Source organism: Streptomyces celluloflavus (assembly GCA_000720995.1).
GTDB lineage: Bacteria > Actinomycetota > Actinomycetes > Streptomycetales > Streptomycetaceae > Streptomyces > Streptomyces celluloflavus.
The window spans coordinates 1-21,131 of sequence record JOEL01000074.1 but is presented as its reverse complement, the minus strand read 5'-3'; the positions used below and the strand labels follow the sequence as shown (position 1 = coordinate 21,131).

Here is a 21,131-nt window from a genome sequence, read left to right as displayed (position 1 = left end):
CTTTCAGCGCCGATGGTACTGCAGAGGGGACTCTGTGGGAGAGTAGGACGCCGCCGAACAAATTTTAAGCTCCGGTCTTTGAACCTTTTGGTTCAGAGATCGGAGCTTTTTTTATTCCGTTTTTTGGAAGAACGCCTCGTTACCCGAGTTTCGTCTCGGGGAACGAGGCGTTCTTGCGTTCCAGGGTAGTTGTGGGAGATGGAGCGAGCCCCTACAGCTTTGCTGTCGTCCCTGTAGACCGGTGCGTAGAACCCTCTGGACCTGGGCGCCGATTGGCTGTCGGTGGTCGTAGCGGCATTCGTAACGCTGCGGCGGTTGTAACAGGCGGTCGTGGGAGTCGGCAGAAGGAAGTCCCCGGGGACGCAGAGGGAGCGGAGCCGGACTGTGTGGGCCGGTGCTCGTCCGGGGTTCGGGCTCTGGTCGTTCCACCAGGCCCAGGGGCATAGAGGGGCTGCCGTGCCGCCTTGTGGCGTCTGCCGGAGCGCGGTTAGAGGCGGCCGGCGGACTTCAGGGTGAGGTAGGCGTCGGCCAGGTCGGGTGCCAGGTGGGCGGGGGTGGAGTCGATGACCGTGACGCCGTGGTGGCGGAGGCGGTCAGCGGTGCGGCGGCGGGCGGCGCGGGTCTGTTCCGCGGCGGCGGCTGCGTAGAGGGCCTGAGGGGTGTGGCGGCCGGCGGCCATTTCCTCGATACGGGGGTCGGCCACGGCCGCGACGATGAGTTCGTTGCGCTGGGTGAGGCCGGGGAGGACCGGCAGCAGGGCCTCTTCCACGGGGGCCGCGTCGAGGCCGGTGAAGAGAACGATGAGGGACCGGCGCGGGGTGCGGCGGCGGATCGCGGCGGCCAGGCCACGGGCGTCCGCCTCGACGAGTTCGGGTTCGAGGGGCGCGAGGGCGTCGGTGAGCGCCGGGAGAAGATCGCGGGCGGTGCGGCCCTGGACGGAGGCTCGTACGCGGCGGTCGTAGGCGAGCAGGTCCACGTGGTCGCCGGCGCGGGCAGCGAGGGCTGCGAGCAGCAGGGCCGCGTCCATGGAGGCATCGAGGCGGGGGATGTCACCGACGCGGCCGGCCGAGGTGCGGCCGGTCTCCAGGACCAGCAGGATGCGGCGGTCGCGTTCGGGGCGCCAGGTGCGGACGGCGAGAGCCTGTCGGCGGGCGGTGGCCCGCCAGTCGATGGAACGGGTATCGTCGCCGGGGGCGTAGTCGCGGAGGCTGTCGAATTCGGTGCCCTCGCCGCGGGTCAGAATGCTGGTGCGGCCGTCGAGTTCGCGGAGCCGGGCGAGCTTGGCGGGCAGATGCTTGCGGCTGGTGAAGGGCGGCAGGACGCGCAGGGTCCAGGGGACCCGGTGGCTGCCCTGCCGGGCTGCCAGGCCGAGCGGGCCGTACGAGCGGACCGTGACGCGGACGGCGTGGTGATCGCCGCGGCGGGTGGGGTGGAGCGTGGTCGTCAGGCGCCGGCGTTCGGCGCCGGGGATGCGGACGGTGTGGCGGGAACGGGGGAGGTCCGAGCCAGGCTGGAAGGAGCTGGGGGGCCAGGCGTCGCGGATCAGGGCGCGCAGCGTGCGGCGGTCCGGGTTGGTGATGGTGAGGTGTGTGTGGGCTTCACCAGATAGTCGAACGGTTGTTTCACCGGATCGGGTGAACTGGAGCTTCCGCACTGGCGCGGCGAGGGCCAAGTCGCACAAAATTCCTATCAGCAGGGCGAGTTGGACGGTGAGGAGGCCAAGCCAGCTGGGAAGGACGAAGCCGACGAAGAGGGCTCCGAGTGCGGAGATGAGGGCGGTGCGTCCGGTCAGGGCCACGGCGTCGTCTCAGCGGGGAACGGGGAGGTGGGCGAGCACGGCGTTGATCACGGAGTCCGCGCTGACTCCCTCCATCTCCGCTTCGGGGCGGAGCTGGACGCGGTGCCGGAGCGTGGGGAGAGCGAGGGCCTTGACGTCGTCAGGAGTGACATAGTCGCGGCCGGTGAGCCAGGCCCAGGCCCGGGATGTGGAGAGCAGGGCAGTGGCTCCTCGGGGGGATACACCGAGGGAGAGTGAGGGGGATTCGCGGGTGGCACGGCAGATATCGACTATGTAGCTGGTGACCTCGGGGGAGACGGTGGTCTTGGCGACCGCGGCTCGGGCCGCATCGAGGTCGGCGGCCGAGGCGACGGGGCGGAGACCCGCGGCGTCCAGGTCGCGTGGGCTGAAGCCGTCCGCGTGGCGGGTGAGGATGTCGATCTCGTCCTGGCGGTCGGGCAGCGGCACCGTCAGCTTCAGCAGGAAGCGGTCGAGTTGGGCCTCGGGGAGCGGATAGGTGCCCTCGTACTCCACCGGGTTCTGGGTGGCGGCGACGAGGAACGGGTCGGGGAGCGGACGAGGGGTGCCGTCGACGGTCACCTGGCGCTCCTCCATCGCTTCGAGCAGGGACGCCTGGGTCTTGGGGGGCGTGCGATTGATCTCGTCGGCGAGAAGGAGGTTGGTGAAGACAGGGCCCGGCTGGAAGGAGAATTCGGCGCTGCGGGCGTCGTAGACCAGGGAACCGGTGACGTCGCTCGGCATCAGATCGGGGGTGAACTGGACGCGCTTGGTGTCGAGTTCGAGAGCGGCCGACAGGGCGCGTACGAGCAGGGTCTTGGCGACGCCCGGGACGCCTTCGAGGAGCACATGCCCGCGGCAGAGCAGCGCGACGACCAGGCCGGTGACGGCGGGGTCCTGGCCTACGACGGCTTTGGAGATCTCGGTGCGCAGGGCCTCCAGCGAGGCTCGGGCGCTGTCAGCGGTCAGGGTGCTCACGGGGGGCGTGCCTCTCTTGGGAAACGATCGAGGTTTCGAGTGCGTCGAGTTGGTCGGCCAGGTGCACCAGAGCCTTGTCGTCCGCGGGTGCCGGGCCGAAGAGCAGGGCGTGGAGGCCGGGTTCGGTTCCGGTGGCGGCGGTCAGGTGGGCGTGGACGGCCGGGAGGAGGACGTCGGGGGTGTGGGCGTGTGCGGGGGGCACGCCGATGAGGGGCGCGATCCGGGTGCGGGTCGCGGAACGCAGGACGGCCGAAGCGCGGTCGCGGGCGCCGGCCTGCTCGTAGAGGCGGGCGTGGCCCTCGGTGGTCTCGGCGGCCGGGACGGTGACCGGGAGACGTTCGGTCACGAGTGGGCCGAGCCGGCGGGCGCGCCACAGGGCCGCGAACGTGGCGGCGAAGGCGAGTTGGAGCAGCCCCCAGCGCCAGCCGGACGGGACGAGGTCCAGGAATCCGTGCTGTTCGGCCGGGGCGGACGAAGGGTCGCTGACAGAGGGGAGGTACCAGACCACATGCTGATGAGCACCGAGGAGCTGAAGGGCCAGCGAGGCGTTGCCGCGCTCGGCGAGACGGTGGTTGTAGAGGAAGTCGGGAGCGCCGAGGAGCACGGTGTCGCGACCGGTGTCCGGGGCCGGCAGGCGCAGCAGGGTGGGCAGACCGCCGCTGGAGTAGCAGCGGTCGGCGGTGCCGTCGGGCTTCGCGTAGCGCAGGCCGCCCATCAAGGCGTCGCCGGCGCGGCGGGCTTCGGGCAGCGTGCAGGAGGGCCGGCGCGTCGAGACACCGGCCTTGGATTCGGCCCGTACACCCGGTGCGAAGGCGCCGAGGGTGGTGGGGCCGGGGGCGAGCAGGACGGTGCGGCCGGTGGTGTGAGCGGTCGCGGTCCGCAGACCGGTCAGCTGTCGTGCGGTCAGGAGGTCGGGGTCGGTGACGAGGAGGGTGGTGAGCGGGCCGGCCGCCGCGGCGGCTTCCTCGACGGTGGTGACGACCTGGGTGGTGATGCCGTGGGCGGCGAGCAGTTGGGCGAGCGCCAGGCTGCCCGCACGGTCCGGGGAGCGGGGATCGAGCCGGCCGTGCCGCTCGCCGGATTGCAGGGCCGCGATTACCACACCGGTGACGACGAGCAGGAGGAGCGCGAGCAGCAGTCCTCGGGACCGGGTCCACAGACGGCGGGCGGTCGGGGAGAGCGAGGCGGGACCCGAGGCGGCCGTGGTCATCCGCCGCTCCCGGGCCGGGCGGTGACCAGGTGGGGCTTGGCGTGCTGCACCTCGGTGTCGAGGGCGCTCACGAAGGCGTACTCCGGCTCCGTTGCGGAGCGGCCGCCGTATGTGACGTCGTCGAAGGTACGGGCCGCGGTGCGCAGTCGGCCGGCATGCGCCGGCAGTGCCCGGCCGGCTTCGGCGGCGGCCTCGTCGGCGGTGCGCCCCGGGCCGGGGGTGAGCAGAGCTCGTTCTTCGAGGGCGAGGACGAGGGCGCGCATGCGTTCCTGGACGGCCTGGCTCCAGTGGCCCGTTGCGGCGTGCCGGTCCGCGGCAGACCGGTGTTCGGCGGCGGTGCGGTGGGTGTCGGCGAAGAGTGCGCCGCTGGTGGTCGGGGTACGGCGTACCGCGCCGAGCCGCAGCCGGAGGGCGACGATGAGCAGCAGGACGAAGGCGGCGATGGCGAGGAGCCCGATCCAGCCGCCCGGTGTGACCCCGGCGGCCGCGCGGAACAGCTCGTCGATGCGTTCCCAGAACCAGCTCAGGGCCCGCTGGAGCGGGCTGGGATCGTGCTGGTGGTACCGCGGGTCGGACAGTTCGCGTTCCGCCGCCTCGCGGGCGGGGACGCGCGGGATCCTCACCGGTATGTCGTCGCCGGAGCGCGCTGTCAGGCGTCCGAGCGCGGTCGTGCTCCCCGCCGTGGTCACCGCATCAGCTTCCCGGCGCGGTGTCGGTGGGCTGCGTCCCGGGGCCGTCCGCGGGGGTGTTCGTGCCGTAGCCGGGGAGGCCGGCGGCGCGGGCGAGTTCGAGGTCGAGCGCCTCGCGGCGGATGCGCTGGTCCATGTAGAGGAGCGCGGTGACGCCGGCGCTGATCGGGAGGGTGATGGCGGAACTGATGACGGCGCCGATGCCCAGCACGATCAGGAACGTCCAGCCGGTGTCGGCGCCGGCCCCGTTCGCCCAGTCGATGAGGCTCTCGCCGCCGAAGAGGACGGCGACGAAGGTGGCGGGGATCTGGACGATGAGCTCGACGACGAAGATCAGGATGTATGCGAGGAGCTGGACGCCCAGCACGCGCCACCAGGAGCCGCGTACGAGCTTGGCGGAGCGCTGCATGGACGTGATGACGCCCTGCTTCTCCAGCATCAGCGCGGGGGCGGCGAGGCTGTAGCGGACCCACAGCCAGATGCTGACGGCGACGGCCGCCAGCCCGCCCAGCAGGGTGAGGATCACAGCGATCGGCGACGGGGCCAGAACGGCCAGGATGAAGCCGGGGGCGAGGCCGATCACCGTGACGGCCCCGATGATCACGGGGAGCAGGAGAAGCAGGCCGAGGAGGCGCGGGAGCTGGCCGCGGGCGTCCCGCCAGGCTTCCGCGGTGGTCACCGAACGGCCGAGGACGGCACGGCTGACGACCATGGTGAGCAGCCCGGTGGCGATGAGGGTGGCGAGCAGCCTGATGAGCCAGGCGACGCCGGAGCCGGCGAGCGCGGTGCCCATTTCGTGCAGAACATCGCCCGGCCGGAGGTCGTCGCCGTTCTGCAGGGAGGGCAAGCGGCCGGCGCTCGGGAGCCACACTTTGGTGACGAGGGTGACGGCGGTCTGCGAGACGATCGCGACGAGCAGCGTGATGGAGAGCACGGCGCGCCAGTGGGCGCGCATGGCCGATACCGCGCCGTCGAGGATCTCGCCGACGCCGAGCGGGCGCAGGGGGATGACGCCCGGCTTGGCGGCCTGCGGTGCCTGGGCCCAGCCGCCACCCCATCCGGGGCCGCCACCCCATCCGGGCTGATGGCCGGGGCCGGGAGGTCCGGCCGGGCCGCCCTTGCCGGAGGTGGCGCGCTCGCGGTTGCCGGGGCCGCTCTGGCCGGGAATGCGGGCGGGGGCCGACCACTGGCCGGCGGGCGGCTGGTGCGCGGACCAGTTAGGGGGAGGCGGCTGCTCGGCGGAGGCCGGCCGGTCTTCCGGGGCGGGCGGCTGGGTGGGCTGCTCCGTGGTGCCGCGGTCCGGCTCGTCGGAGGGGGCGGATCCGGGCGAGGCCCAGCCCGGAGAGTTGTTCATCGTCGCTCCTTCTTGCTGCCCGGTCGCCGCGGCGACCGGGGTCCGGGGTCCGCGGTGTCAGCCATCGTGTCATGGCGTGTCGCGCTGCGTGCCCGTGCCCTGAGCGGTAAGGCACCTTCTGTTCGCGGTGGTGTGGACGGCAGACTGGGCGGATGGCCGATCAGCACGAGGTATTCGAGGCGGGCGCCGCGTCGCTCGCAGTCCCGTCACTGCGCTGGGAGGAGCCGCCCGAGGGGCCCGTACTGGTCCTTCTCGATCAGACGAGGCTGCCCGCGGAGGAGGCCGAACTGGTCTGTACGGACGTGCCGGCGCTGGTGCAGGCGATCCGGACGCTGGCTGTGCGAGGGGCTCCGCTGCTGGGCATCGCGGGTGCGTACGGCGTCGCGCTGGCCGCGGCGCGGGGGTTCGACGTGGACGACGCGGCGGAGGCGCTGGCGCATGCCCGGCCGACCGCGGTCAACCTGGGGTACGGGGTGCGCCGGGCGGCCGCCGCGTACCGCGCGGCGGCCGCCGGCGGGGCCGGGGCCGAGGCGGCCGCCGCGGCGGCGCTGGCCGAGGCGCGCGCCGTACACGCGGAGGATGCCGAGGCCAGCAAGCGGATGGCGGCGCACGGTCTGGCGTTGCTGGGGGAACTGCTGCCGGGCGGCGGCCATCGGATTCTCACGCACTGCAATACGGGTGCGCTGGTGTCCGGGGGTGAGGGGACCGCCCTGGCGGTGGCGCTGGCCGCGCACCGGGCCGGTGACCTGCGGCGGCTGTGGGTGGACGAGACACGGCCGTTGCTGCAGGGGGCTCGGCTGACCGCCTACGAGGCGGCGCGTACGGGCATGCCGTACACGGTGCTGGCGGACGGGGCGGCGGGTTCGCTGTTCGCCGCGGGGGAGGTGGACGCAGTGCTGATCGGTGCGGATCGGATCGCGGCGGACGGGGCGGTGGCCAACAAAGTGGGTAGCTATCCGCTGGCGGTTCTGGCCGGGTATCACCACATTCCGTTCGTGGTGGTGGCGCCGATCAGCACGGTGGATCTGGCGACGGAGGAGGGGGCGGACATAGAGGTGGAGCAGCGGCCGGGCCATGAGGTGACGGAGTTCCCGGTGCCGTACGTGCGAGGGGCCGGGGCGGAGGCGGGCGCCGGAACGGCGGTGGCGCCGCTGGGCGCGCAGGCGTACAACCCGGCCTTCGACGTCACGCCGCCGGAGTTGGTGACGGCGATCGTGACGGAGGCCGGGGTGGTGTCGCCGGTCACCCGGGACGGGCTGGCAGCCATGTGTTCCACGTCACGATGGAGTAAGTCACGATCAGGTAATGGGATGATGGCCGAATGAAGGGACGCGTCCTGGTCGTCGACGACGACCACGCACTGGCAGAGATGCTCGGCATCGTGCTGCGTGGCGAAGGCTTTGAACCGTCGTTCGTGGCGGACGGCGACAAGGCGCTCGCCGCCTTCCGCGAGACCAAGCCCGATCTTGTCCTGCTCGACCTGATGCTGCCCGGCCGGGACGGCATCGAGGTGTGCCGGCTGATCAGGGCCGAGTCCGGGGTGCCGATCGTCATGCTGACGGCCAAGAGCGACACGGTGGATGTGGTGGTCGGGCTCGAATCGGGCGCGGACGACTACATCGTCAAGCCGTTCAAGCCCAAGGAACTGGTGGCCCGGATCCGGGCCCGACTGCGGCGCTCGGAGGAGCCGGCGCCCGAGCAACTGGCCATAGGTGACCTCGTCATCGATGTGGCGGGCCACTCGGTCAAGCGCGACGGGCAGTCGATCGCGCTGACCCCGCTGGAGTTCGACCTGCTGGTGGCGCTGGCGCGCAAGCCGTGGCAGGTGTTCACGCGTGAGGTGTTGCTGGAGCAGGTCTGGGGCTATCGGCACGCCGCCGACACCCGGCTGGTCAACGTCCATGTGCAGCGGCTCCGTTCCAAGGTCGAGAAGGATCCGGAGCGGCCGGAGATCGTGGTGACCGTCCGTGGCGTCGGCTACAAGGCCGGACCCAGCTGAGATGAGCCGGGACGGTGCGGCCCCGGAAGGAAAGCGGGGGCGTACCGCCGGCCCGCAGGACGAAATGTCTTTCTCGGGGAGGTTGTCCGCCCGGCTGCTGCGGGGTGGCCAGCTGCTGCCCGATGGCGCGGTCAGCGGGCCCGTCCACCCGCTGCTGCGGCTCTTCAGCCGCTGGGTGCGGCGGCCGCTGCTGTCCGCCCTGCGGCTGTGGCGGCGCAACATCCAGCTCAGGGTGGTCGCGACGACCCTGCTGATGTCGCTGGCCGTGGTACTGCTGCTCGGTGTCGTGGTTGTCGGACAGGTCCGCAACGGCCTGCTCACCGCCAAGGCGCAGGCCGCGCAGAGCCAGGCCGTGGGCGGTTTCGCGTCCGCCCAGAAGCTGGCCGACGGTGCCGGCGACGCCCGCGCCGACGAGAGCACCCGGACCGGGAACCGTGGCACCCAGGACTCCGCGACCTGGCTGACCAGCGTGGTCGAGCAGCTCGCGAGTGGCGGGCAGGGCGTCTTCTCCGTCGTGGCGCTCAGCTCGGACTCCGACGAGCCGTTCGGCGACGCCAGCCCCGGCACCCGGGGACCGCGCGCCTCCGGGGACGTCGATCCCGAGCGCAGCGTGCCCGCCGATCTGCGCCGGAAGCTGGACACCAAGACCGGCACGTTCCGCGAGTACACGCAGATCAAGCGCATCGGGTCCAACGAGGGCGTGCCGGCGATCATCATCGGCAAGCGGCTCAACGATGTGAACAGCAACCAGTACCAGCTCTACTACCTCTTCCCGTTCAACCAGGAAGAGGAGTCGCTGAAGCTGGTGACGACGACGCTCGCGACGGCCGGGGTGTTCGTCGTGGTGCTGCTCGGCGCGATCGCCTGGCTGGTCGTGCGGCAGGTCGTCACGCCCGTACGGATGGCCGCGGGGATCTCCGAGCGGCTGGCCGCGGGGCTCCTCCAGGAGCGGATGAAGGTCACCGGCGAGGACGACATCGCGCGGCTCGGCGAATCCTTCAACAAGATGGCGCAGACCCTCCAGGTCAAGATCCAGCAGCTGGAGGAGCTGTCCCGGATGCAGCGCCGTTTTGTCTCCGATGTCTCGCACGAGCTGCGGACGCCGCTGACCACCGTCCGGATGGCGGCCGAAGTCATCCACGAGGCGCGCGACGACTTCGACCCGACCACCGCGCGCTCCGCGGAGCTGCTGAGCGGACAGCTCGACCGCTTCGAGTCGCTGCTCGCCGAGCTGCTGGAGATCAGCCGGTTCGACGCGGGCGCGGCGGCGCTGGAGGCCGAGCCGATAGACCTGCGCGACGTCGTGCACCGCGTCATCGAGGGCGCCGAGCCGCTGGCCGAGCGCAAGGGCACCCGCATCATGGTGCGCGGCGGCGAGCAGCCGGTGATCGCCGAGGCCGATCCCCGGCGGGTGGAGCGCGTGCTGCGCAACCTCGTCGTCAACGCCGTCGAACACGGCGAGGGCCGGGACGTGGTGGTACGGCTGGCGTCCGCCGGCGGCCGGAGTGGCGGCGCGGTGGCCGTCGCGGTGCGTGACTACGGCGTCGGGCTCAAACCCGGTGAGGCGACGCGCGTCTTCAACCGTTTCTGGCGTGCGGACCCGGCGCGGGCCCGCACGACGGGCGGTACGGGTCTGGGCCTGTCCATCGCCGTCGAGGACGCCCGGCTGCACGGCGGCTGGTTGCAGGCGTGGGGTGAGCCGGGCGGCGGTTCGCAGTTCCGGCTGACGCTGCCGCGGACGGCCGGGGAGCCGCTGCGGGGCTCGCCGATACCGCTGGAGCCGGAGGACTCGCGTCGCAACCGCGGACTGGGCGAGGCCGGGCTGTCGCGCTCCGGTACGAGCCCTGGGGCCGCCCCGGTCGAGGCCGGGCCGCGCGCCCCGGAGACGTCCGCAGCGGAAGCAGCCGTCGCGGCCGGGCCGACTGCCGGTCCGGTGGCGCGGCGCGGCGGCGGTGCCCGCGCGGTGTCGCGGTCCGGCGGCGTACGGAGCGGGGAGGCGGCGCGCGGCCCGGGGGTGCGCGCCGACGGACCGGTCCGGGACGGTGCGGGGCCGCAGGCCGGACAGGATGCGGACCGGGAGGACGAGCTGCGTGGACGCTGAGCGTGGAGGCGGGAGCGGGGTGCGGGGATGGCTGCGCGCCCGTACGCGGGGCGGGGCCGCGGCCCGGGGCCGGGCCCGTGTGGTGCGGAAGTCCGCGCTGTTCGGCTGCGCGGGGCTGCTGCTCGCCGGGTGCGCGTCGATGCCGGACAGCGGGGACGTCAAGGCCGTCGACCAGTCGCCGCGCTCCGACGGCGATTCGCAGGTGCGGGTCTACGGCGTGCCCCCGCAGGACGGTGCGCAGCCGACCAACATCGTCCGCAGCTTCCTCGACGCGACGACCAGCGACGAGGCGGACTTCCGTACGGCCAGCCAGTATCTGGCCAAGTCGGCCAAGCGGACCTGGCGGCCGTTCCTGGTCACCAATGTGCTCCAGGAGCGCCCGAAGCCCGAGCCGACGGCGCAGCCCAGCCGCGAGGACGCGACCGGCTACACGGTCACGCTCTCCGGCAGCCAGGTGGCGACGGTGGGCGCCAACCACGCCTACACGCCGCAGGAGAAGCCGTACCACCAGACGATCCACCTCATCAAGGAGGGGGATCAGTGGCGCATCGACCGGCTGCCGGACGGGCTGGTGCTCGGGCTGTCCGACTTCCAGCGCATCTACCGCTCCGTCAACAAGTACTACTTCGCGTCCTACCAGTCGGAGTCGCAGCAGCCGAACGCCGGCAAGAACGTCCTCGTCGCCGACCCGGTCTATCTGCGGCAGCGGATAGAGCCGGTCACGGCCAGTGTGGAGGCGCTGCTGGCCGGGCCCACCGACTGGCTGAACCAGGTGACGTCCTCGGCGTTCCCGCCCGGTACCCGGCTCGCCGCCCGCGATCTGGCGCTGGACGACACCAACGCACTGCGGGTGAAGCTCAGCAGACAGGCGGTCACCGGCATCGCCCAGTGCAAACGGATGGCGGCGCAACTCTTCTTCACCGTCCAGGACATGACCCGGGCGTCGAAGATCAGCGAGGTGGAGTTGCAGGACGACGGCGGCAACTCGCTGTGCGCGCTGACCCAGGATCAGGCCGAGCGTGACTTCACCCCGGCCCGGCACTCCGGGCACTCGGCCAAGGAGTACTTCATCGACGCCGGCCACAAGGTCGTCACCATGTCGGACTTCGCGACCAAGCCGGCGCCGGTGCGCGGGCCGTTCGGCACGGGGAAGACCTCGCTGCGCTCGGTCGCCATCTCGCGCGCCGAGACCACCGCGGCCGGGGTGTCGAGCGACGGCCGGTCGCTGTACGTGGCGGCCCTGGAGGACGGCACCGAACGCGGCGGTCCGCTCGTGACCAGCGCGAGCGCGTCCACGAAGCCGGAGGACGGGCTGTCCGCGCCGAGCTGGGACGGGCTGGGCGATCTGTGGGTCGCGGACCGCGGTGCGCAGGGTTCGCGGCTGCTGCGGATGCGCGAGGGCAAGGGCGACCCGGAGGAGGTCGCGGTGCCCGGCCTCGGAGACCGGCGGATCAAGGCGATCAGGGTCGCCTCGGACGGCATCCGGATCGCGATGCTGGTGGAGGACAAGGGGCATACGACGCTCCAGCTCGGCCGGGTCGAGCGCGGTGGTTCGTCGGCGCACCCGGCGCTGTCGGTGCGGGAACTGCGGCCCATCGCACCGCAGTTGGAGGATGTGGTGGCCGCGTCCTGGGCGGGCGGCAGCCGGCTGCTGGTCGTCGGGCGGGAGTCCGGCGGGGTGCAGCAGATGCGGTTCATGGAGACTGACGGCTCGGCGTCCAGCGCGCAGACCCTGCCCGGCGTCAACGGCGTGAAAGCGGTGGCGGCGTCGGAGGACGAGACCCGGCCGCTGATCGCCGACGCCACCGAGGGGATAGTGCGGTTGCCCCCGGACGCCAACTGGAAGACCGTGGTCAAGGAAGGATCCGCGCCGGTCTATCCGGGGTGACGCCGCTCCGGCCGCGGTGCGGTGCGCCGGGCCGGGGTGCCCGGGTTGTCCACAGCCGCCGTTGTCCACAGGGGTGGTGGCCGGGTCCGGGTGACGGAAGAGTAAGGCCATGCGGGGGGTGTGGCGGGAGCTGGCCGATCTGGTGCTGCCGGTCGACTGCGCGGGGTGCGGCCGGCCGCGTACGGCGCTGTGCGCGGCGTGCCGCCTGGCACTCGCGCGCGGCGGGCGCGGTGCGGGGCGGGTGCGGCCGGAGCCGGCGCCTGCCGGGCTGCCGCGGGTGTGGGCCGGTGCGGTCTACGCCGATGCGGTACGGGCCGTGCTGCTGGCCCACAAGGAGCGCGGTGCGCTGTGGCTGGCCGAGCCGCTGGGGGCCACGCTGGCCGCGGCGGTGCGCGGGCTGCGGACCGGCGGCGGGCCGCTGCTGCTCGTACCGGTGCCGTCGGCCCGCGGAGCGGTGGCCGGGCGGGGCCATGACCCGGTACGCAGGGTCGCGCTGGCGGCCGCCGGTGAGCTGCGGCGGGCGGGCGCGGCGGTGCGGGTGCTCCCGGCGCTGCGGCAGCGCCGGGTCGTGGCCGATCAGGCGGCGCTGAGCGCCCGGCAGCGGCTGGCGAATGTCGCGGGTGCCCTGGTGGTGCGGGGCGGGGCCGACAGGCCACTGGCGGCCGCACCAGCGGTGCTGGTGGACGACCTGGTGACGACGGGGGCCACGCTGGCCGAGGCGGCGCGGGCGGTTGTGGCGGCCGGCGGCCGGGTGGCCGGTGCCGCCGTGGTGGCGGCGCCGCGCAGTGCTTTCGAAATCAACTGGAACTGACCGAGAAAAATCATCGTTGCAGGTAACGAGGGCGAAAAGTCACCCAAACGGAGCTGGAGGCCCCGAGGGGGTGCCGACATCCGTCCAGGAGAGCTATGTTCGGTTGTGAGGACTTGGCAGACGCTTTGCCTCGGATGTCGTGATGCATGCGTTAAGGGGTATTTGCAGCAACCCCGAAACGCTGGAGTGGAGAGCTTGCCCCTGGGGGAGGAGGAGGTGAAAGTCGCCAAGTCCGCGGCTTCGGCACTCACCGGAGCCTGGTGCAAGAAGGAATCGCTCCGCCCGCTGAGCGGGGCGATCCGGGAACGGAGTTCTGCGTGGACATCGTCGTCAAGGGCCGCAAGACCGAGGTGCCCGAGCGGTTCCGCAAGCACGTGGCCGAGAAGCTGAAGCTGGAGAAAGTCCAGAAGCTCGACGGCAAGGCGATCAGCCTGGACGTTGAAGTGTCCAAGGAGCCCAACCCCCGGCAGGCAGACCGTTCCGACCGAGTGGAGATCACGCTCCGCTCCCGTGGCCCGGTGGTCCGGGCCGAGGCGGCCGCCGCCGACCCGTACGCCGCGCTCGATCTGGCCACGGCCAAGCTGGAAGCGGTGCTGCGGAAGCAGAACGACAAGCGCCACTCACGGCGCGGCAACGGCCGGATCCCGGCGAGTGAGGTCGCCGACAGCGTCCCCGGCGTCGCGCGCCTGAACACCAACGGCGAACTCGCCGCGGAGAGCGCGGGCGAGCAGAAGGTGCCGACCACGAAGATGGGCTCGCTGGACGTCCAGGGCGAAGGCCCCCTGGTCGTTCGCGAGAAGACCCACGCGGCGGCCCCGATGGCGCTCGACCAGGCGCTCTACGAGATGGAGTTGGTCGGTCACGACTTCTATCTCTTCGTCGACGCCGAGACCAAGCAGCCGAGTGTCGTCTACCGGCGGCACGCCTACGACTACGGCGTCATCCACCTGAACTCCGACTCGTTCGGGGAGGAAGAGCCCGGCGGCGCAGGCGGCGCGCTCGGCGGCTGACACCCGTCCGCCCGGTGCCCCCGGCGTACGCCGGGGGCACCATCGTGCCTGCACAGGGCAGGAGTTGAAGCCGTATAGTGTGCGTGCCGGCCAGGGAGTACACGGGCACGAAACGGCGAGTTGCCGGGGAGACGGTCGTATGGCATTGATCGGGCTGGCCGCACGGGGCTGCTGTCAACCAGCCTTATTCCAAGCTCCGGCCCTTCGGCCGAGTAGTTGACGGGGAGGAACGATGGGGGACAGCTTCGGGCCCGTGCGTGACCACGTGGACGACGACCCGGTCGGTGCCGGGTGTGACGGAGCGGGCGCGGGCGTGCCGCGCAAGGAGCCGATCCGGGTCCTGGTGGTGGATGATCACGCGCTCTTCCGACGGGGTCTGGAGATCGTGCTCGCCCAGGAGGAGGACATCCAGGTCGTCGGCGAGGCGGGCGACGGCGCGGAGGCGGTCGACAAGGCCGCGGATCTGCTGCCCGACATCGTGCTGATGGACGTCCGGATGCCCCGGCGCGGCGGCATCGAGGCGTGTACCTCCATCAAGGAGGTGGCCCCCAGCGCGAAGATCATCATGCTGACGATCAGCGATGAAGAGGCGGACCTCTACGACGCGATCAAGGCGGGGGCCACCGGCTACCTCCTCAAGGAGATCTCCACCGACGAGGTGGCGACCGCGATCCGGGCCGTCGCGGACGGCCAGTCGCAGATCAGCCCGTCGATGGCGTCCAAGCTCCTGACGGAGTTCAAGTCGATGATCCAGCGCACGGACGAGCGCCGGCTGGTGCCCGCGCCCCGGCTCACCGACCGTGAGCTGGAGGTCCTCAAGCTCGTCGCCACGGGGATGAACAACCGCGATATCGCCAAGGAACTCTTCATCTCCGAGAACACCGTCAAGAACCACGTCCGCAACATCCTGGAGAAGCTTCAGCTGCACTCCCGGATGGAGGCCGTGGTGTACGCGATGCGGGAGAAGATCCTGGAGATCCGGTGACCACCGGATGACCGGCGGCCACCGGTAGGCCCTCGGTCACCCGCCGATCGCGGTGAGTTCCGCGCGCAGAGCGGTGGCCAGGGCCGGGTCGTCGCAGCGCATCAGCCGTACGGTGTCGCAGCCGACCCAGCCGGCGGCCTCGTACAGCGCGCGGGCCATCGGGCGGACGGCTTTGCGGTCCGCCACGGATACCTGGCGGGCGACGAGCGTCGTGCCCTCGCGGGCCGGATCGACCCGGCCCACCAGCTGCCCGCCGGCCAGCAGGGGCATCGCGAAATAGCCGTGTATCCGCTTCGGGCGCGGGACGTACGCCTCCAGGCGGTGGGTGAAGCCGAAGATCCGCTCCGTGCGCGGCCGGTCCCAGATGAGGGAGTCGAACGGCGAGAGCAGGGTCGTGCGGTGGCGGCCGCGGGGCGGTGCGGCCAGTGCGGCCGGGTCGGCCCAGGCGGGCTTCGACCAGCCCGCGACCTCGACCGGCAGCAGCCCCGAGTCCGCGAGGACGGAGTCGACCTGCTCGCCCCTGAGGCGGTGGTAGTCCGCGAGGTCGGCACGGGTGGCCACGCCCATCGCGGCGCCGGCCTGGGCGACCAGGCGGCGGACGCATTCGGTGTCGTCGAGGTCGTCCGCGCGCAGCGGCTCGGGGACGGCGCGCTCGGCGAGGTCGTACACCCGCTTCCAGCCGCGGCGCTCCGTGCAGACCACCTCGCCGAGCATCAGGGCGCGCTCCACGGCGATCTTCGCCTCGCTCCAGTCCCACCACGGGCCGCCGTTCTTGGCGCCGCCCAGCTCCGTGGCGGTCAGCGGCCCCTCCGCCGTGAGCTGCGCCAGCACCGCGTCGTACGCCGCCCGCGGCAGGTCGTGGTGCCAGGTGGTGCGGGCGCGGTAGGCGCGGCGGCGGAACGCGAAGAGCGGCCACTCCTCGATGGGCAGGATGCAGGCGGCGTGCGACCAGTACTCGAAGCTGCGGGTGTCGCCCCAGTAGGCGGTCTCGACGGCGGGGCGGCCGACCACGCCGAGCCGGGCGTACGGGACGAGCTCGTGCGAGCGGGCCAGCACCGAGATCGTGTCCAGCTGCACCGAGCCCAGATGCCGCAGCACCCCGCGCACCCCGCCCCGGCGGTCCGGGGAACCCAGCAGGCCCTGAGCCCGCAGCGCCAGGCGCCGGGCGTCGTCATGGGAGAGGGCGGTCACGGGCTTCGGCTGGAGCTGTGTCGCGGCGGTCATGCGGGACAGGCTAAGGGCGGGCACTGACAACGGCCCCGGGCGTGGTGGGGGCCGGCGGCTGTGGTGGTTTTCGGGGCCACCGGAAGCGGCCGGGACCGGGCCCGTCGCGGCCGCTCAGCCGGGGTACGGGAGGTACGGCGTGGTGTCCCCGGCCGCCGTGCGGGCGGCGCCGGGCGGCTCGGGCAGGTCCGACGGGAGCAGCGAGCCGATCCAGCAGTCGCGGCGGGTGCCCTCGTGCAGCAGACGGGCGCGCAGAGTGCCCTCCATCCGGAAGCCGACCTTGCGGGCGACCGCCCGGGAGCCGTGGTTGCCGGCCTCCGCGAGCCACTCCAGGCGCTCCACCCCGAGGTCGTGGAACGCCCAGCGCACCACCGCGCGGGCCGCCTCGACGGTGTACCCCTGGCCCCGGTGCTCCTTGGTGGTCCAGTAGCCGAGCTCGGCCTGCCGCTCGGGGGTGCGCAGCTGGGCGAGGCGGACCAGGGCCATGGCGCCGACCAGCGATCCGTCGGCCTTCGCGGTCACGGCGAAGCCGTAGGTGGTGTCATCGCGCCAGCCTTCCGAGGAGGCGGTGCCGACGAACCGCTCCGCGTCCTGGAGGCCGTACGGCGAGGGGACGCTCGTCCAGCGCGGGATGTCGGGTTCCTGGCAGGCGGCGTGCACGGCGGCCGCGTCGGAGGGTTCGAAGGGACGCAGGACCAGGCGGTCGGTGGTGAGGGTCAGAGGCTCCATGAACAGAGTCTGCGGGGCGGCGGAGAGCGGGGCGAGGGATTTTCGCGGTGGCCCCGGCACCTTCTCGCGGCCCGGCGCGTTCTCGTGGGGAGGGGGATACCGGCCTTCGCGGCGGCGGACCTCCCGGCGGAGCTGTGTCCTCCCTTACGATGGCCGTTGCGGCGGGGCCTGCCCCCTTGGAAAAATGCCGCGCCCGCGCACCCGACAGTGCAGGCCCGACCGGCAAGGAGACCAGTCCAAGTGTCCGTCTTGAACAAGCTCATGCGTGCAGGCGAAGGAAAGATCCTGCGCAAACTGCACCGCATCGCGGGCCAGGTCAACTCCATCGAGGAGGACTTCGCGGCCCTCTCCGACGCGGAGCTGCGGGCGCTCACCGATGAGTACAAAGAGCGGTACGCGGACGGGGAGAGCCTGGACGACCTGCTGCCCGAGGCGTTCGCCACGGTCCGCGAGGCGGCCAAGCGCGTGCTCGGCCAGCGGCACTACGACGTCCAGCTGATGGGTGGCGCGGCCCTTCACCTCGGGTACGTCGCCGAGATGAAGACCGGTGAGGGCAAGACCCTGGTGGGCACCCTCCCGGCGTATCTCAACGCGCTCTCCGGCAAGGGCGTCCATCTGATCACGGTCAACGACTATCTGGCCGAGCGTGACTCCGAGATGATGGGCCGGGTCCACAAGTTCCTGGGCCTGGAGGTCGGTTGCATCCTCGCCGACATGACGCCGACCCAGCGCCGTGAGCAGTACGGCTGCGACATCACGTACGGCACGAACAACGAGTTCGGCTTCGACTATCTGCGCGACAACATGGCCTGGTCGCAGGATGAACTCGTCCAGCGCGGCCACAACTTCGCGATCGTGGACGAGGTCGACTCGATCCTCGTCGACGAGGCCCGTACGCCGCTGATCATCTCCGGCCCGGCGGACTCGGCCACCAAGTGGTACGGCGATTTCGCCAAGCTGGTGCGCCGCCTGAAGAAGGGCGAGACCGCCAACCCGCAGCGCGGGGTCGAGGAGACCGGCGACTACGACATCGACGAGAAGAAGCGCACCGTCGGTATCCACGAGTCCGGCGTCAGCAAGGTCGAGAACTGGCTGGGAATCGACAATCTGTACGAGTCGGTGAACACCCCGCTCGTCGGTTACCTGAACAACGCGATCAAGGCCAAGGAGCTGTTCAAGAACGACAAGGACTACGTCGTCATCGACGGCGAGGTCATGATCGTCGACGAGCACACCGGCCGTATCCTCGCCGGCCGCCGCTACAACGAGGGCATGCACCAGGCCATCGAGGCGAAGGAGGGGGTGGAGATCAAGGACGAGAACCAGACGCTCGCCACGATCACCCTCCAGAACTTCTTCCGCCTCTACGACAAGCTCTCCGGCATGACCGGTACGGCCATGACCGAGGCCGCCGAGTTCCACCAGATCTACAAGCTCGGCGTCGTGCCGATCCCGACGAACCGGCCGATGGTCCGCAAGGACCAGGCCGACCTGATCTACCGCACCGAGCCCGCGAAGTTCGACGCGGTGGTCGAGGACATCGTCGACAAGCACGAGAAGGGCCAGCCGATCCTGGTCGGCACCACCTCGGTCGAGAAGTCCGAGTACCTCTCGCAGCAGCTCAAGAAGCGCGGTGTCGCCCACGAGGTGCTCAACGCCAAGCAGCACGACCGTGAGGCGCCGATCATCGCCCAGGCCGGCCGCAAGGGCGCCGTGACCGTCGCCACGAACATGGCCGGCCGCGGTACGGACATCAAGCTCGGCGGCAACCCGGACACCCTCGCCGAGGCGGAGCTGCGCCAGCGCGGTATGGACCCGGTGGAGCACGTCGAGGAGTGGGCGGCCGCGCTGCCCGCCGCCATGGAGCGGGCCGAGGCCGCGGTGAAGGCGGAGTTCGAGGAGGTCAAGGACCTCGGCGGGCTCTACGTCCTCGGCACGGAGCGGCACGAGTCGCGCCGTATCGACAACCAGCTGCGCGGCCGCTCCGGCCGTCAGGGCGACCCCGGCGAGTCCCGGTTCTACCTCTCCCTGGGCGACGACCTGATGCGGCTCTTCAAGGCCCAGATGGTCGAGCGGGTCATGGCGATGGCCAACGTCCCTGACGATGTGCCCATCGAGAACAAGATGGTGACGCGGGCGATCGCGTCCGCCCAGTCGCAGGTCGAGCAGCAGAACTTCGAGACGCGTAAGAACGTCCTCAAGTACGACGAGGTCCTCAACCGCCAGCGCGAGGTCATCTACGGCGAGCGCCGCCGCGTCCTCGAAGGCGAGGACCTGCACGACCAGGTCAAGCACTTCATGGTCGACACCATCGACGCCTACATCCAGGCGGAGACGGTCGAGGGGTTCGCCGAGGAATGGGACCTGGACCGGCTGTGGGGCGCGTTCAAGCAGCTCTACCCGGTCAAGGTGCGCATCGAGGAGCTGGAGGAGGAGGCCGGCGACCGCGCCGGGATCACCGCCGACTTCATCGCGGACGCCGTCAAGGACGACATCCACGAGCAGTACGCCGCCCGTGAGGAGCAGCTCGGCTCGGAGGTCATGCGCGAGCTGGAGCGCCGGGTCGTGCTGTCCGTCCTGGACCGCAAGTGGCGTGAGCACCTCTACGAGATGGACTACCTCCAGGAGGGCATCGGCCTGCGGGCCATGGCCCAGAAGGACCCGCTGGTCGAGTACCAGCGCGAGGGCTTCGACATGTTCACCGCGATGATGGAGGGCATCAAGGAGGAGTCCGTCGGCTACCTGTTCAACCTGGAGGTCCAGGTCGAGCAGCAGGTCGAGGAGGTGCCGGTGCAGGCTTCCGCGGACCGGACGTCGCTGGAGAAGGACGTACCGGAGGCGGTGCCGGCCGGTGCCCGTCCGGAGATCCACGCCAAGGGCCTGGACGCGCCGCAGCGGCCGGACCGGCTGCACTTCTCGGCGCCGACGGTCGACGGCGAGGGCGGTGTCGTCGAGGGAGACTTCGCGAGCGACGAGAACGACGGCTCCCCGGCCCGCTCCGAGGCGGACGGCCTGACCCGCGCGGAGCGCCGCAAGGCCCAGAAGAGCGGCGGGCGCCGCCGCAAGAAGTGAGCGCCGCGTAGCTGAGCTCAGCGGTGCGGTCCGGGGACGGACCGCACCGGACAGGGGCGCCCCGGCCGGTCATCGGCCGGGGCGCCCCTGTCGCTTTCGGTGCCCGCTAGCCGACCGGGCCCCGGACCGCGCAGGTCGGGCCGATGTCGAGGGCGGCGCAGCGCCAGCGCGAGTCGGCGCCGAGCTCCAGCCGGAACGCGAGGGCCCGCAGCCGTTCCCCGGCCGCGATCCGGGCGAACGCCTCGATGACGCCGCCGCGCGGCCGGCACAGCCCGCAGTCGCGGACGGACGGCGCGGGCGCGCGGCGCCCCGGGCCGGTGGCGGGCCGCAGCGGTGCCTGCGGGGCCAGCTCCACCAGCCGGTCGTAGGCGGCCGGCAGCGCGTGGCCCAGCAGGGCGTGCACCGGCCGCTGCCCGCTGAGCGTGAGCAGCAGCTGATGCGCGAACCAGTGGTGCGGCCGGTGCTGGTGGGCGCGCCGCCGGGCTCCCACGGTCGGCAGCGGAGCGCCGCCGGCGTCCGGCCGGCGGCCCGCGGCGGCCGTGGCGGCGGCGATGTCGGTGAGGGCGGTGGGCCGGTCCCGCGTGGTCCGGTCGGGGTAGGTGTCGCCCGGGGTGTACGCGGGGGCAGGGGCGTAGGCGGCACCTGCGGCGGGCCGGGTGAGGCGCGGGCCGCTGGGGCGCGGGCCGGCGGGGCGTGGGCCGCTGGGGGCCGGGCGGCCTGGTGCGGTGCGGTCCGGGGCCGGTGTGCCGGTGGCGGGACGGTCAGGGGTGGGGCGGCCCGGGGTGGTGCGGGTGGTGATCGCGGGGGCGGCTGGGCGCCGAGTGCGGTCCGGGGCGCGTCCGGGTCCGCCGGTGGGGCGGCGGGGAGGGCGGCGGGTGAGGGGGGTGCTGGGGCCGGTAGGGCTGCCGGTGGGGGCGCCGGTAAGGCCGCCGGTGGGTGCGGTGGAGTCGGTGAGCTTGATGTGGTCGGTGGCGTCGGGAGGGCCCGCAGGGCCGACAGGGCTGGTGGGTGCGGTGGCGCTCGGCTGCGGGTCGGCCGCGGGTGCGGCCCCGGGAGCCGGGTGCCGGATGTCGGCGGGGCGGCCCTGGGACGTGGTTGTTCCGAGGCGGTCCGGGTGCGGTGCGGTGCGCCTATCGGTGGCTGTCGTACCTGCCTGGGTGGCCCTGACCCCCGTCGTACGCGTCCGTGCGGCCGCCGTCCGCGGTCGGTTGGCCGGGGCATCCGCGGGGGCCAGAGGGACTGTGGGGGTGGCAGTGGCAGTGGCAGTGGCAGTGGGGGTGGGGGTG

At 72.2% G+C, this 21,131-nt stretch carries 16 protein-coding genes; 8 read left to right on the top strand and 8 right to left on the bottom strand.

Annotated features, from left to right (window positions below; all coding sequences use genetic code 11):
- Positions 1-487: 487 nt before the first annotated feature.
- From IH09_RS34365 to IH09_RS34345, 5 genes are read right to left on the bottom strand one after another with little or no spacing between them, the layout of a single operon-like run.
- The gene (locus IH09_RS34365) at positions 488-1,798 is read right to left on the bottom strand and encodes a DUF58 domain-containing protein (protein WP_052861594.1); all 1,311 of its coding nucleotides are present in this window, start codon (positions 1,796-1,798) and stop codon (positions 488-490) included.
- Positions 1,799-1,807: 9 nt separating this feature from the next.
- Positions 1,808-2,773 carry an AAA family ATPase gene (locus tag IH09_RS34360; protein WP_052861591.1) on the bottom strand — a complete coding sequence of 322 codons (966 nt, stop codon included), beginning with the start codon at positions 2,771-2,773 and terminating at the stop codon, positions 1,808-1,810.
- Positions 2,754-3,983 (bottom strand): DUF4350 domain-containing protein, encoded by a 1,230-nt coding sequence (locus IH09_RS34355; protein WP_052861589.1) that lies wholly within the window; start codon positions 3,981-3,983, stop codon positions 2,754-2,756. Before IH09_RS34355 ends, IH09_RS34360 begins: the two co-directional genes overlap by 20 nt.
- A complete protein-coding gene (locus IH09_RS34350; protein WP_052861587.1) occupies positions 3,980-4,672 on the bottom strand; it encodes a DUF4129 domain-containing protein in 693 nt (230 codons plus the stop codon). Before IH09_RS34350 ends, IH09_RS34355 begins: the two co-directional genes overlap by 4 nt.
- Before the next feature lie 4 nt (positions 4,673-4,676).
- Positions 4,677-6,026 (bottom strand): DUF7544 domain-containing protein, encoded by a 1,350-nt coding sequence (locus tag IH09_RS34345; RefSeq protein ID WP_052861585.1) that lies wholly within the window; start codon positions 6,024-6,026, stop codon positions 4,677-4,679.
- A 152-nt stretch (positions 6,027-6,178) separates the two neighbouring features.
- Between IH09_RS34345 and mtnA the strand changes: the two genes are divergently transcribed.
- From mtnA to IH09_RS34310, 7 genes are all read left to right on the top strand, one after another.
- Complete coding sequence (gene mtnA / locus IH09_RS34340; RefSeq protein ID WP_052861584.1) at positions 6,179-7,351, top strand: S-methyl-5-thioribose-1-phosphate isomerase; 1,173 nt, start codon at positions 6,179-6,181, stop codon at positions 7,349-7,351.
- Entirely contained in the window at positions 7,348-8,025 is a 678-nt protein-coding gene (gene mtrA / locus IH09_RS34335) for a two-component system response regulator MtrA (protein ID WP_052861582.1), read from the top strand. Before mtnA ends, mtrA begins: the two co-directional genes overlap by 4 nt.
- Position 8,026: 1 nt before the next feature.
- Positions 8,027-10,126, top strand: a complete 2,100-nt coding sequence (mtrB, locus tag IH09_RS34330; RefSeq protein WP_110952781.1) for an MtrAB system histidine kinase MtrB — start codon at positions 8,027-8,029, stop codon at positions 10,124-10,126.
- A complete protein-coding gene (locus IH09_RS34325) occupies positions 10,092-12,014 on the top strand; it encodes an LpqB family beta-propeller domain-containing protein (protein WP_110952780.1) in 1,923 nt (640 codons plus the stop codon). Before mtrB ends, IH09_RS34325 begins: the two co-directional genes overlap by 35 nt.
- Positions 12,015-12,123: 109 nt before the next feature.
- The gene (locus tag IH09_RS34320; protein ID WP_052861580.1) at positions 12,124-12,825 is read left to right on the top strand and encodes a ComF family protein; all 702 of its coding nucleotides are present in this window, start codon (positions 12,124-12,126) and stop codon (positions 12,823-12,825) included.
- A 317-nt stretch (positions 12,826-13,142) separates the two neighbouring features.
- Complete coding sequence (hpf, locus tag IH09_RS34315; RefSeq protein ID WP_052861578.1) at positions 13,143-13,835, top strand: ribosome hibernation-promoting factor, HPF/YfiA family; 693 nt, start codon at positions 13,143-13,145, stop codon at positions 13,833-13,835.
- Between the two features lie 232 nt (positions 13,836-14,067).
- The gene (locus IH09_RS34310) at positions 14,068-14,820 is read left to right on the top strand and encodes a response regulator (RefSeq protein WP_052861576.1); all 753 of its coding nucleotides are present in this window, start codon (positions 14,068-14,070) and stop codon (positions 14,818-14,820) included.
- A 36-nt stretch (positions 14,821-14,856) separates the two neighbouring features.
- Here the strand turns inward: IH09_RS34310 and IH09_RS34305 are convergent, their stop codons facing one another.
- Together IH09_RS34305 and IH09_RS34300 are read right to left on the bottom strand one after the other, a co-directional pair.
- The gene (locus IH09_RS34305) at positions 14,857-16,044 is read right to left on the bottom strand and encodes a winged helix-turn-helix domain-containing protein (RefSeq protein WP_052861573.1); all 1,188 of its coding nucleotides are present in this window, start codon (positions 16,042-16,044) and stop codon (positions 14,857-14,859) included.
- Positions 16,045-16,158: 114 nt separating this feature from the next.
- Positions 16,159-16,773, bottom strand: a complete 615-nt coding sequence (locus IH09_RS34300) for a GNAT family N-acetyltransferase (protein WP_052861570.1) — start codon at positions 16,771-16,773, stop codon at positions 16,159-16,161.
- A gap of 240 nt (positions 16,774-17,013) precedes the next feature.
- On the opposite strand from IH09_RS34300, the gene secA reads away from it, so the two are divergent.
- Positions 17,014-19,845, top strand: coding sequence for a preprotein translocase subunit SecA (gene secA / locus IH09_RS34295; protein WP_052861569.1), 2,832 nt, complete (start codon positions 17,014-17,016; stop codon positions 19,843-19,845).
- Between the two features lie 106 nt (positions 19,846-19,951).
- Here the strand turns inward: secA and IH09_RS40430 are convergent.
- Positions 19,952-21,131, bottom strand: a 1,180-nt coding sequence (locus IH09_RS40430; RefSeq protein WP_318279647.1) for an Rv3235 family protein, incomplete at its 5' end; no start/stop codon positions are given.